Origin of the sequence: Nonomuraea sp. NPDC050556 (assembly GCF_044457355.1) — a bacterium.
Taxonomy (GTDB): domain Bacteria; phylum Actinomycetota; class Actinomycetes; order Streptosporangiales; family Streptosporangiaceae; genus Nonomuraea.
In genome coordinates, this window is record NZ_JBITGU010000001.1 from 1,081,265 (window position 1) to 1,093,580 (window position 12,316).

General features: G+C 70.0%; 13 protein-coding genes. 8 read left to right on the forward strand and 5 right to left on the reverse strand.

The window, feature by feature from the left end; translation table 11 throughout:
* Positions 1-24 precede the first annotated feature (24 nt).
* Positions 25-414, reverse strand: coding sequence for a DUF4267 domain-containing protein (locus tag ACIBG8_RS05350; RefSeq protein ID WP_397341279.1), 390 nt, complete (start codon positions 412-414; stop codon positions 25-27).
* Between the two features lie 164 nt (positions 415-578).
* On the opposite strand from ACIBG8_RS05350, the gene ACIBG8_RS05355 reads away from it, so the two are divergent.
* The 4 genes from ACIBG8_RS05355 (at position 579) to ACIBG8_RS05370 (ending at position 3,845) form a co-directional block, all read left to right on the forward strand.
* Positions 579-1,772: a sensor histidine kinase gene (locus ACIBG8_RS05355; protein WP_397341280.1), complete on the forward strand. Its 1,194-nt coding sequence runs from the start codon at positions 579-581 to the stop codon at positions 1,770-1,772.
* Entirely contained in the window at positions 1,769-2,425 is a 657-nt protein-coding gene (locus tag ACIBG8_RS05360; protein ID WP_397341281.1) for a response regulator, read from the forward strand. Before ACIBG8_RS05355 ends, ACIBG8_RS05360 begins: the two co-directional genes overlap by 4 nt.
* A 111-nt stretch (positions 2,426-2,536) precedes the next feature.
* Positions 2,537-2,764 carry a hypothetical protein gene (locus ACIBG8_RS05365; RefSeq protein WP_397341282.1) on the forward strand — a complete coding sequence of 76 codons (228 nt, stop codon included), beginning with the start codon at positions 2,537-2,539 and terminating at the stop codon, positions 2,762-2,764.
* A 220-nt stretch (positions 2,765-2,984) separates the two neighbouring features.
* A complete protein-coding gene (locus ACIBG8_RS05370; protein WP_397341284.1) occupies positions 2,985-3,845 on the forward strand; it encodes a hypothetical protein in 861 nt (286 codons plus the stop codon).
* 8 nt (positions 3,846-3,853) lie between these two features.
* On the opposite strand, the gene ACIBG8_RS05375 is transcribed toward ACIBG8_RS05370, so the two are convergent.
* The 3 genes from ACIBG8_RS05375 to ACIBG8_RS05385 form a co-directional block, all read right to left on the reverse strand.
* Complete coding sequence (locus tag ACIBG8_RS05375; RefSeq protein WP_397341285.1) at positions 3,854-4,108, reverse strand: LysR substrate-binding domain-containing protein; 255 nt, start codon at positions 4,106-4,108, stop codon at positions 3,854-3,856.
* A 241-nt stretch (positions 4,109-4,349) separates the two neighbouring features.
* Positions 4,350-4,796, reverse strand: a complete 447-nt coding sequence (locus ACIBG8_RS05380; RefSeq protein ID WP_397341287.1) for a hypothetical protein — start codon at positions 4,794-4,796, stop codon at positions 4,350-4,352.
* A 119-nt stretch (positions 4,797-4,915) separates the two neighbouring features.
* Positions 4,916-5,581 (reverse strand): type 1 glutamine amidotransferase domain-containing protein, encoded by a 666-nt coding sequence (locus ACIBG8_RS05385; RefSeq protein WP_397341288.1) that lies wholly within the window; start codon positions 5,579-5,581, stop codon positions 4,916-4,918.
* A gap of 272 nt (positions 5,582-5,853) precedes the next feature.
* Here ACIBG8_RS05385 and ACIBG8_RS05390 point away from each other — a divergent pair, with 272 nt between their 5' ends.
* Genes ACIBG8_RS05390 through ACIBG8_RS05405 form a run of 4 tightly spaced genes read left to right on the forward strand, consistent with a single transcriptional unit; the run spans position 5,854 to position 11,429 of the window.
* Positions 5,854-6,465, forward strand: a complete 612-nt coding sequence (locus ACIBG8_RS05390; RefSeq protein WP_397341289.1) for a hypothetical protein — start codon at positions 5,854-5,856, stop codon at positions 6,463-6,465.
* A gap of 60 nt (positions 6,466-6,525) precedes the next feature.
* Positions 6,526-9,804, forward strand: a complete 3,279-nt coding sequence (locus tag ACIBG8_RS05395) for a BTAD domain-containing putative transcriptional regulator (protein WP_397341290.1) — start codon at positions 6,526-6,528, stop codon at positions 9,802-9,804.
* Positions 9,805-9,828: 24 nt separating this feature from the next.
* Positions 9,829-10,473: a hemerythrin domain-containing protein gene (locus ACIBG8_RS05400; protein WP_397341292.1), complete on the forward strand. Its 645-nt coding sequence runs from the start codon at positions 9,829-9,831 to the stop codon at positions 10,471-10,473.
* The gene (locus tag ACIBG8_RS05405; RefSeq protein WP_397341293.1) at positions 10,473-11,429 is read left to right on the forward strand and encodes a pyridoxamine 5'-phosphate oxidase family protein; all 957 of its coding nucleotides are present in this window, start codon (positions 10,473-10,475) and stop codon (positions 11,427-11,429) included. Before ACIBG8_RS05400 ends, ACIBG8_RS05405 begins: the two co-directional genes overlap by 1 nt.
* Positions 11,430-11,497: 68 nt before the next feature.
* Here the strand turns inward: ACIBG8_RS05405 and ACIBG8_RS05410 are convergent, their stop codons facing one another.
* Positions 11,498-12,106: a recombinase family protein gene (locus ACIBG8_RS05410; RefSeq protein WP_397341295.1), complete on the reverse strand. Its 609-nt coding sequence runs from the start codon at positions 12,104-12,106 to the stop codon at positions 11,498-11,500.
* Positions 12,107-12,316 lie beyond the last annotated feature (210 nt).

Below are 12,316 nucleotides of genomic sequence, written 5' to 3' on the forward strand. Positions count from 1 at the left end.
AGTCCGGGGAGAGGAGATTACTCATCAGGCAGCCTGGGTTTCCTTGAGGAGAAGCAGGGCGGTCAGCACGATCAGCGCCGCGGTGGCGCCGTGGATGCCGAGAGCGGCGGCGGTCGAGCCGTGGTGGAGCAGAACGGTGATCATGTCGCCGAGCGGGGTGCAGGCTGTGGCCAGCAGTACCCAGCCGAGGGCGCGGCGGTGGCGCGTCGCGAGGAGCACGAGGAGGACCAGGCCGGAGACGAGGTCGCGGATGCCCTTGAGGACGAGGAAGCCGCCGCCGTCCCCCGATGGCCAGCTCGGCAGGCCGAAGTCCGGAGCCGTCGATGATGGGGTGAAGGCGTAGCTCACGCCGACGTACATGATGAAAAGGGCACCGAGCACGACGAGCACGGTGTTGACCGTCTTCAACGACAAAACGCTTCCATTCCTGCATGTGGACGGGGAGACCTGACGAACCTAGAAGCCGGTCACCGCGACCACATCGGACGACGGGTGGCACTCGCGCTCACCTCTGCCGACCCTGGGTGTACACCCGGGGTCCGACGCCCGCACGCCGAGCAGGTCGCTACCCTCGGCACATGCACCTCACGCCATCGCTGCCCATGCTGAAGCGGGTGCCACCCGGCGCCTGGACGACGCTGGCGTGGTACGCGGGCCTGGCGTTCACCTTCCTGATCCGCCTCAGGCTGCCCGGCGAGTCCGAGCCGGCCATGAGGACCGGAGCCCTCCTCTACCGGTGGGACGGCCTGGCCTACCAGGTGGTGGCCACCGCGCTGGTGCTGCTCGGCAGCGTCCTGCTGCGCCACCGCCCGCTGCAGGCCATGGCCCTGCTGCTCGGCGCAGCCGTACTCGCGACCATGCCCCTGGGCGTGAGCGAGATCCCCCTGGCCCAGTTCCTGGCGGTCGACGTCGCGCTGTACTTCGTCGCGGCCGCCCGGCCGCGCCGTACCGGGCTGATCGCCGCGGCGATGGCGCTGGCCGTCCTGGCCGCCTACCTGACCACGCGACTGCTGTACGGCTGGCATGTCGGAACCTCGGCGGAGCTCACCGCGGCGATGACGGTCGCCATCGCCTGGCTGGCCGGCCATCTCACCCACCAAACCCACCAGCACGCTGAACGGCTGCGCGCCCAGGCCACGAACCAGGCGGTCACCGACGAACGCCTGCGGATCGCCCGGGAACTGCACGACATGGTCGCCCACAGCATCGGCATCATCGCCCTGCAGGCGGGCGCGGCCCGCCAGGTCATCGCCTCCCAGCCCGGACGGGCCGACGACGCGCTGGCCAAGATCGAGATCGCCGGTCGGGAGACCCTGTCGGGGCTGCGCCGTATGCTGGGCGCGCTCCGCCAGCCGGAACCCGGGCAGCCGGCGCCGGACCACATGCACGGGCTGGCCGACGTCGAAGGGCTCGTCGCGAGGACGGCGGAGGCGGGCATCCGCGTCGACCTGCGGTGGGTGGGCGAGCAGCGGCCCCTGCCGCCGGACCTCGACGTGTCGGCCTACCGCATCATCCAGGAGGCCCTGACCAACGTGGTGCGCCATGCGGGTGCCGCGGCCTGCCAGGTGTCCATCGAGTACCGGGACGAGGAGCTGTCCATCGAGATCCTCGACGGAGGGAAGGGCCGCTCCCACGCAGGGGAGGGCGGATACGGCCTGGTCGGGATGCGCGAGCGGGTCAGCCTGCTGCACGGCACCCTCTCCGCCCAGACGCGGCCCGAGGGCGGGTTCCGGGTCGCGGCGTGCCTGCCGGTACCGGCGGGAGTGCGATGACCATCCGGGTCGTGCTGGCCGACGACCAGCCCCTGGTGCGTGCCGCGCTGGAGATGGTGATCAGCAACGCCCCCGATCTGGAGGTCGTGGGGGAGGCGGGGACGGGTGCGGAAGCGGTCGCGCTGGCCGAGGAACTCGTCCCTGACGTGGTGGTGATGGACATCAGGATGCCCGTCATGTGCGGCATCACGGCCACGCGGCAGATCGCCGCTGGGCCGAGTGGGGCGCATGTCATCATCCTGACCACGTTCGACGATGACGACTCGGTCTATGGTGCGTTGCGTGCCGGGGCTTCCGGGTTCCTGGTCAAGGACATGGCGCTGGACGACATCCTGGCGGCCATCCGGGTCGTGGCCGCGGGTGACGGGCTGATCGCGCCGAGCGTCACGCGGCGGCTGATCGAGGAGTTCGCCGGACGTCCTGCGCCCGATCCGCGGCCGCGTTCGGTCGAGGGGATCACCGAGCGGGAACACACGGTGCTGACCCTGGTGGGGCGCGGGCTGTCCAACACCGAGATCGCCACTGACCTGGTCATCAGCGTCGCCACGGTCAAGACGTATGTGACGCGGCTGCTGGCCAAGCTGAACGCCCGCGACCGGGTCCACCTCGTCATCCTGGCCTACGAGGCGGGCCTGGTGTCAGCATCCCCATGACCGCTGCCGGTCACGCCAAGATCCGCTATCGTCAGGCCGACGACATTCAGGTGACCACGTCCAGGACGAGCGATGAGATCAGGAACCTGTCCGAAATGTCGGACTAACCACGTGCATGCCGCACGAAACGGCCTGGGGCTCGGCAATGGGTCCCGTGTCCCCCTCCGCCCGCACCTCGACCCGGGGTTCCGGGGGATCGCCTCAACCCACAACACCGAGGACGTCTGGACCTTCGCCTGCACGTTCTGCGGCTACACCGAGACCTACATACTCGGCCCAGAACCCCTCGAATTCATCCGCAGAAACTGGCCACCCGTGCCGCCCACCCAGAACCCCTAACCGCCCTCCTGGTATCGGCTCCAGAACGCGAACGGCTATCCCGTTGCGTCTCCCAGTCGTAGACGTCTTGAGCGGTCGGCCCGCCACCGCTCTGCCGTACAGGCAATCGAGCCCCTTCTCATGCCAGGACACCTGCAGGACAATCCTGAAGCGGGCGACGTCACTAGCCGGGGGACGGACCTTGATTCGACACGCGACATCCGTAGCCGCCACCTGTGCCGTGATCGTCGGACTGGTCTCGGGCTGTGGCGAGACCAGCTGCACCCCGAATCCGATCGCCAGCGCCTACGAGGCCTATTCGCCGATCGTCCTGGCCATCCTGCCCGAGGTGGCACCGAAGACGATCCCGGGCATTGCGGTGAGTCTCGGCCTGTTCGCGGCGGACGCCCTGGCGAAATACCTCATCGATCACACGGTGCCGGAGGACAAGACATGGCTCCTGATCGAGCAGACGCTCCAGGGGCGGCGGCAGACGACCGTGTTCGAGCTCAACACCGATCACGAGCTCAAGGTCAGTGTGAACGGAGCACAGCTCAAGCAGGTGGACCTCTACGTCACGGTACGGCAGATCAAGGTGGTCATCCCGCCCGGTACCACGGCGACGGTGGCCGTCACCGACGCCAAGGGCGGTGACGGCGTCGCGGTGCGCGGCACCGTCACCGGCGAGCTGGACCTGGATACGGGGAAGACCCTCCAGCCCGACTCGCCCGAGGCCAGCAAGACGGACATCCGGATCAAACAATTCGGCATCAACATAGGCCCGGAGCTGGTCAACGGTGCGACGGCCGCGAAGTTCACCGGAACAGCCGAGCCGACGCTCAGCGCATGCATGTCCCTTCCCTCCACGGCGTGGAAGAGCGAGTTCCAGGACTGGCAGTGGCCGGGAAGGGACGGGGACCACGGCTGGTGCATCAAGACAAATGCGGGGCATTACGGCCTGGCCGTCCCCAAAGCGACGGGCGCCTTCTGGGCCGGCCCCACCGAGGAATTCGGCGCCATCTCCTACGTCCTCTGGGCCCAGCCCGGCCTCGCCGCAGCCGCCGCCACCCCCGTCCCCGAAGCGGACAACACCATGTGTTGACGTGGACATCATCGGTTGCTGGCGAGGCTGACGCCTTCAATGGTCTGCCCGCGCGGTGTGTGGAAGGGCAGGGACGGCGCGACGGTCAGGTCGGGTTCTTCTGCGGGGAGCCGGGCGATCAGGACGTCCATATGCCTGTCGCGGAGCCTGGCGTACGGGTCGGTGAAAGGGGCGCGGCGCAGATGAAGCTCCCATTGCGGGTGCCGCTGGCGGAATGTCTGCCAGAACGGGTGGAAGTGCTGGAGGACGTTGAACGGCAACATCCCCAACGCGCAGCCCCGCGGTGATGCCGCCCGAAGGCCGCAGGTCAGGGCTCTGCCCGCCGAACAGGGGTGGTCGAGGACGCCGGCGCGCCGACCGACTTGGTCGTCGGGTGAGCCGCCGAACGCAGCCCGAGCAGGATGCGGTGCCATGACCTGCAAGCCCCGGCACCGCATCGTGAGCACAGGGCGACATCACTGCCAGCGCGCCCGTTCATATACGGTCCGGCCCGGCTTCGGGCCGTTAGTCGATGCGCTGGCAGATCGTCACCGGCAGGCGCGGCGACCAGGTGCGGGTGGCCTCGTCGTAGGCCTGGGCATAGCCGTTGCTGCCGCCGTAGCAAGGAGCGGCGACGGTCGTCTCGACGTAGATGGCTCCGCCGGGGGTGACGGGGTGCGTGCGAGCAACCACCCACCTGGAGAACTTCGTGACGCCGTTGTTGAACTTGACGGTCACGAAGACGCGGCGATCGACGGTGAAATTGCCACCGGCGACCTTGAGGTGGTCGTTGAAGGTGTAGGTGAACAGGAAGGATCGCGCTTGCGTGACATCGTGGGCGTGGCTGGTGTCGTAGATGTCGGACGGCGAGCTCGGTGAGGCGTTTGCGGCGCTGCTCATGGCCGGGACGGTCAGAGCGATGGCCGCGGCGGCGGCAGTGAGGCCGAACAGGGTGCGCATGCTGCGGTTCATCGGGATCTCCTCTGCATAGGGGCTTGAGATCCATTGACGACGGGCCTCCTGCAGCGTGCTTTCAGTCTCCCGACCGTCGCATGCAGACCGCTGGCAAACCGGCGGCCACGTGCTGCGAGCTATGGACCACCTTGCAAGATGGTAACGAGCAGTCTCTGTCCGGTCGGGTGCTGCTGAACCAACGTTCGACGGCAGATCACCACGCCAGGCGCGGGCGACGGATCGTCAACCTCGGTCCATCGCCGGACCGCCGGGCCTGCACGGTGCTCCGTGATGAGACGGGGTGTCAGGTCGGCCGGCAGCCGGTTGGCGAGCTGCCTGGACGAGGCGGGGTTCTGGCCGATGTAGAGGTTGATGTGCGGCAGCAGCGGGATCATGCCCTTGGCGTAGTCCGCACCGCTCTCGCGCAGCCGATCCTCCAGGAACCAGGGGGCCTTGCGGCCGAAGCTGTTGAGCTTTTCTTCGGCGTTCGACAGCGCGGTGATTCGATACCCGGCAAACGGCCAGGTGCCGTCGATATTTTTGGCCGCCAGCATCGCGGCGGGCCCGTGGCACAGCAGGGCCAACGGCCTGCCCGAAGCCAGCCTGTTGGTCAACAGCGCGCCCGAGACCGCGTCCCTGGACAGATCCTCCATGGGACCGTGGCCGCCCGGATAGAAGACCAGGTCGAAGTCGCCGGGATCGACCTCGTCCATCGGGGTCGGAGCGTCCAGCCGATCCTGGATCGAGGCGAGATAGTGGGCCAGCTCGCGGATGGTTCCCGGCAGGCCCGCGGCGCGTCCCATGCTGATCTTGTCGAGCGTCGGACGCTTCCCGCCCGGCGCCGTTGTCGGTTTGGATCACCTCGACCTTGCGCCCGCTGCGGTGGCGGGGCAGCTGCTTCTCATAGCGCTTGTAGGGGTTGGGGAACATCGGTACAGCCGTTGACAGCGTACGTTTCCGGTCGATCACATCCCATGGCCAGACGCCCACCCCAAGCCCATGCCAAGAGCGTTCCAAGACCTGCTCCCTAACGTCGTCAGCGCAAGGACAAGCCTGACAACTATGGAGAGAAAGCATGCGCAAGCTCATGAAGACGGGCGCGATCGCGGCTGTGGCCGCCGCTTCGCTGGTGGGTTCCGTCGCCCCCGCGATGGCCACTAGCACGGTGGTCGAGAACACGGTGCTCGTGTGGAACTCGACCTCGATCGGCCCGGAGAACACGACCACCCTGACGGCGAAGTGCCCCTCGACCAGCCCGTACCCGGTGAAGATCGCGGTCTCGTCCAGCACCAAGGACTCCTACAACTCCCAGTATCTGGGCTACAAGAACCTGACGGTCGACGGGCGCGCGGTGAAGGTGACGTACACCAACTCCCAGTCGAAGCTGGACCGGTACGCGACCTCCCAGTCCGTGAAGGTGGAGGTCCTCTGCTCGAACATCCCGCAGGAGCCCCCGACGAGCGTCGAGTTGAAGGAGAGCACCTCGATGGCGCCGGGCGGCGAGGCGCTCGTCATCGTCACGTGCCCGCCCAGCCAACCGCGCGTCACCGGCCACGAGGAGCGGCACCCCGCCGGCGTCAGCATCGTCGACTCCGGCCAGGAGGGGTCCTCGTACTGGGTCCGCTACCAGAACGACGACTTCCTGCACGCGGCCTGGAGCGACCTCTATCTCACCTGTTCCGCGTAGGCCCGTCGCGGGGCAGGGTACGGCTGGACCCGTTCGGCGCATCTCCCTACGATTGGCCCCGTGCGGCTGAACCTCCTCGGGCCCATGCAACTCCTCGTGGCCGGGCAGGCGGTGCCGCTTGGGCCGCCCAAGGAGCGGGCGCTGCTGGCCATCCTCGCGATGAATGCCGATCGCGTGCTGCCTGCGGACGTCTTGGCCGACCGGCTCTGGTCGGGCAACCCACCCGCCAGCGCCCAGGGCAGCCTCCAGGCGTACGTCTCCAACCTGCGCCGGCGGCTGGAGCCCGGCCGGGGCGCGGGGACACCTCCCACCGTCCTCGTCAGCGCGGTGGACGGGTACGGCCTGATGACCGATCTGCTCGCCCTCGACACGCGGGACTTCGACGCGCTGGTGGTGAACGGGTCGGGCCATCTGGCCGACGGGCGGTACGAGGAGGCGGCGGCCGCCCTGAGCGGTGCGCTCGACCTGTGGCGGGGGGATGCGTACGCCGACGTGAGGTCGGAGGAGTGGGCGCGGCCGGAGACCGCCCGGCACGAGCAGCTCCGGCTCGACGCGGTCGAAGGCCTGGCGGACGCCCAGCTGAGGCTGGGCCGCCGCACGGACGTGGTCGCCCGGTTGGAACCGTTCGTGCACGAGCACCCGCTGCGGGAGCGGGCGTGGGAGCTGCTGGTGCTGGCCCACTACCGGTCGGGCCGCCAGGCGGCGGCGCTGGAGTGCCTGCGCAGGGTGCGCGAGGTGCTCGCCGGCGAGCTGGGCATCGACCCAGGGCCGCGGCTACGTGAGCTGGAGACCGCGGTGCTGCGCCAGGACCCCGCGCTGATCCCCCCGGACCGGCAGGCCACGCCGGCGGCGAACCGGTCGACGCGCCACCCCTTGTCCGCCGAGCCCGCGACGGAGTTCTTCGTCGGTCGTGAGAGCGCGCTGGAGTTCCTGGCCCGCGCCGCCAAGGCGGGGCCCGCCACCGGGCAGGTGGTGCTGGTGGACGGCGAACCGGGGGTCGGCAAGACGAGCCTGCTCCGGAGGTTCCGGGCGACGGCCGGTGTGCCGGTGGGATGGGGCTCGAGCCCCGACCACGAGGCCGCACCCGCCCTGTGGCCGTGGGAGCAGGTGCTGCGCGAGCTCGCCGTCACGGCGCCCGGCACCGCCCTGCCCGAGGAGGTCCGTACGTTCCTGTCGGGCGGGGTGGAGGCGATCCCGGCGTACGACGTGCAGGGCGCGCGGCTGCGGTTCTTCGAGGCGGTCGGAACGTTCCTGGCCGATCTCGGTCCGGTGATCGTCGTGTTGGAGGACATCCACGCGGCCGACGACGCGACCCTGCGCCTGCTGGTGCACGTGGCGTCCACCGCTCGCCCCGGGCTGCTGCTCCTGGCGACCTTCCGTACGCACGAGGCGTCGGCGCTGACCGCCACGCTCTCGGCGCTGTCCCGGCTCGGCGCGCGCAGGCTGGGGCTGGACGGGCTGACGGCCGAGGAGGTCCGCACGCTCGTGCAAGAGCTGTCAGGCAGCGACCCTGGAAGCGGAAGGGCCGAGGAGCTGCGCAGCCGTACCGCAGGAAACCCGTTCTTCCTCGCGGAGCTGGCCCGGGCGGGCGAGGAACTGCCGCGGGGCGTGCTCGACGTCGTCCTGCACCGGGTGGCGCGGCTGGGGGAGGACACGGCCCGCCTGCTGGAGCTGGCCGCCGTGGCCGGGGACGAGTTCGAGGCGGGTGTCCTGGCCGAGGTGGCCGAGCGTACGGTCAGTGACCTGCTGCCGTCCCTTGACGCGGCACTCGAGGCCGGGATGATCCGGGAGTCGGGGGGCAGGCTGGGCGGGTACGCGTTCGCGCACGCCCTGGTCACCGACGCATTGCTGTCCCGCCGTTCCCGGCTGTGGCGGGCTCGGGCGCATGCGCGATTCGCCGCCGCTCTCACCCGCGCCTACGGCGACCGGGACGATCGGGCGTGGGCGGTCGCGCGGCACTGGCTGGCGGCCGCCGAACTGGGGCCCGAGCCGGCGCGCATGGCGATGGACCACGCCGCCCGAGCGGCGCGGGCGGCCCTGCGCCGGCACGCTCCGGACGACGCGGCCACGTCGTGGCAGGAGGCGTTGGCCGCCGCCGAACTCGCCGGGGCCACGACGACCGAGCGGTTCGAGCTCGCCGTCGGCCTGGCAGAGAGCCGCTACGACGCAGGCAGGTTCGACGAGGGCTACGAGGCGGTCGAGCGGGCGCTCGACCTGGTCGGCGGGGACCTGGAGAAGGCGGTCCGCGTTGGCGACATCGCGATGGCGCACGGCGTCTGGATGCCGTTCCAGCCCGGTCTTGACCCGGCCGCGCTGCGGGAGTCGATGGAGCGCGCCGTGCGCGAACTGCCCGCTGAGGCGCCGGCCTGGGCGTCGGCGCAGGCCGTACGGGCCGTCGTCATGGCCCAGACCGGGCGCGAGGACGCGGTCGACGCGGTCTCGGCGCAGGCCGTGGCGGCCGCAGAACGCCTCGGCGAACCCGGCCCGCTGCTACGCGCGCTCCACCTGCGGCTGATTGCCCTGCGCGGGCAGGACTTCATGGAGCAGCGGGCCGCGACCGCGCGACGGCTGCTGGAGCAGCCGCACCTGACGTCGCACCTGAGAGCCATCGCGCAGATCCATGTCGCCTGCCACCTGGTCGAGCACGGCCACGTGGCAGGCGCCCGCGCGAAGCTGGCCGAGACCGACGCGCTGCTGCGTGAGCTGCACAACCCCACGCTGGCGCTGCAGGTGGCCGGCGCGCACGTCGGGCTCGACCGCTTCCAGGACGTGCCGGACGCTCTCCGCCATTTCGAGCCGGTCAGGGCCACGCTGTCGTTCGCCGACCTCGCCTACTTCGAGCTGAGTATGGTCGCGCTGCGGGCCGAGATGCTCTGGCAGGACGACCTCGCCGATGAGATCGACGCATTCGAGGAGATCGCCCGCCGAATGGACATCCCGGGATTCGGCTATGTCCTGGCGTACGCCCTGAGCGGGCTGGGCGAGCACGAACGTGACCGCGCGCGGAGGCTGCTGTACGAGACCCCGATGCCACCGCGCGACTACACCTGGGTCCATCTGACGACCTACCGGCTGCACGCGGCGATCCGGCTGGGCGAGTTGGACGTGGTCCGGGAGATCTGCGACCTGTTCCGCCCCTTCTCCGGCCTGCTGCTCGTGGTCGGCACCTGCAGCACAGTCGCCGGGGCGTACGACGGGCATCTGGGCGAGGCGCTGCTGGCGCTCGGGGATCGTCCGGCGGCTCGGGCCCACCTGCGGGAGGCGGTGCGCATCCTGGAGGGCGCGGGCGCCGGCTACTGGCTCACAAGGGCACGCCAAGCGCTCGCCAAGAGTTCGTAAGGGCCGGTAGCGCACGATGTTCCCATGATCACGAAAACGCACCTGAGCGGCTTCCTGCTGGTGCACGCCGCATTCCGCGCCGAGTTCTGCCGGCTTGCCGAGGCGTGCAGCAGACCGCGCGATGGCGTGCACGAGGAACTTCTGGAGGAGCACCTCGCGCTCGTACTGGAGATGCTCCACTCCCACCACTCGCACGAGGACACCGACCTGTGGCCCAAGCTCGTCGGCAGGGACTCCGAGGCCGCGGCCGTGCTGGCCGGCCTGGAGTCCGAGCACGCCGAGCTCGACCCGCTCCTGGCGGCCGCCGCCGACCGGTCGATCCCCCTGCCCGACCGCTCGCCCACGTTGCTGCGCCTGCACGAACTCATCAACCGGCACCTCGACCACGAGGAGCGCGACGCCGTGCCGTACATGCTCGAACACCTCACCCCCGAGGACATCGAGGCCGACCGGCGCAAGGCGATGGGCGACTTCGGCCGACGCCGGATCCCGGTCATCTTCGGCTGGCTCGCCTCCGGCGCGGACCCGGGTCTGCTCACGGCGGCGTTGGCGGACACGCCTGCCGTGGTCCGGCTCACGTTCCGCCTGTTCTGGTGGCCCGCCTATCGGCGTCGCTTCGTCCGGCTGTACGGCAAAGCCGTTGCCCTGCCCACCGCGGTAGAGGCGTGATGACCACCTGGCCGCTCGAGGCCGCCGCCCTGTTCGAACGGGCCCTCGTGTGCGAGTACGCCTCGCTCACCCGTGACGGGCGGCCCGTCACCTGGCCGGTGACACCGTACGTCGGGGACGGTTCGCTCGACGTGAGCACCGGGGTCACCTACCCAGGCAAAGCCGAGCGGGCCCGCAGGAACCCGCATGTCGCGCTGCTCTTCTCCGACGCAAGCGACACCGGCCTCGATCGGGCGCCCGTCGTCCTCGTCCAGGGCCGGGCGACCGTCCGAGACGCGGACCTGCAGGCCAACACCGACCGGTACGTCTCCGCGTCGGTCGGCTCCGGCTTCGCCGGCATGCCATGGTTCGTGCTGAAGGGGCTGGGGTGGTACTTCGCCCGCATCTGGGTGGAGGTCACCCCGGAGCGGATGGTCTGGTGGCCTGAAGGGGACCTGTCCAGGCCGCCTGAGGTGTGGACCGCCCCCGGCGACCTCGTCGTCCCTGCCTCCGACCCCGCCCCGAAGGGCCCCCGGCTGCCGAGCCGATCGAGCCCGCCGGTCGACTGGAGGCCCTTCGCCGAGCGCGCGGTGCGGCTGGGCGAGCCGGTGGTCACCATGGTCGCCGACGGCATGCCGCTCGTGGTGCGGAGCCGTTCGGCCGAACGCACCGAGACGGGCTTCGACCTGCGGCTCCCCGCGGGGATCGAGGCGGTCGAGGGGCCGGTGTGCCTCACCTTCCACCGCTTCGGGCCGGCTTTCAGCTGGCAGGAGAACGTCGTGCTCGTCGGGACCGCGACGGGGCAGGGTTCGCGGCTCCGAGTCCGGGTCGAGCGGGCGCTGAGCGACTGGAGCCTCCCGGCGGACCGGCGGGTCCGGTCGTTCTTGGGGGAGGGCATGCAGCTCCGCAAGCGACTGCGCACCGAGGCCGAGCGCCGCGGCCAGCCCGTCCCCGTCGTCCGTCGCCCCCGCGCTTGACCACCCGATTTGTCCGGCTCATCGTGATCCGCAGTCGGCAACGCCATCGACGAACCCCTCATCCGCGCCTACGGGGTTGAGGAACAGCGGTACAGCCATTGGCGGTGAGAATGATCTTCATCGGCTTCGTCGTGTTCGCGGAGCATCCGCAGGACGGTCGCGGGTGAGGGATGTCGGCCCTTCTTCTTGCCCTTGGTGACGACGAGTTTGGCCGCGATCTCACGCAGGCTGAGGTTCTTCTCGCGCAGGTGGAGGGCCGGGGAGAGCATGGCGTCGTCGGTGATGGTGGCGCACAGGGCCAGGCCGCGTCCGAGGCGCTTGTGCTCGTGGACCACTAGCGTGACACCGAGGCTGGCGGCCCGCAGCTCCCGCGCGAACTCCACCGCACGGTCGAGCTCGGGACGACTGACGGCGCGGGTTGAGATCTTCTCGGAGAAGATCTTCGTCACGCCCGCGGCGGTGAGAGAGTCGAGCTGGGTGTCGAGCGACTGCCGGGCTGTGGACGCGCGAGCGTACCCGATCCGGACGTGCCCGCTCAGCTCGGCCCCGGAGCTTGCGGGGCGGGGCAGTTCGATCCACGGAGTGCCCGGCTTGCGGATCGGCGGGGTGACAACCGTCAGGGCCTTGGCGAGCGAGCGGACGAGGCGGAACCGGGCGGTGTGGTAGTTGATCGCCACCCTGCCCTTGCTGGTCCGGCAAGGTGACCCGGCGGCGCGGCACAGCTGGACATGGGGCAGCCGTGGGTTTCCACGCTGAGGTACCCGTCATTCACCCGGCGAGTGTTTCATGTGGCTACAGTTTTGAAACGACCCCGGTGAGAACTGTTTCATGTGTGCTCGTCTATGAAACGCCCGCCGGGATCGACCGGAAGTGATCTCGCGGGTCCA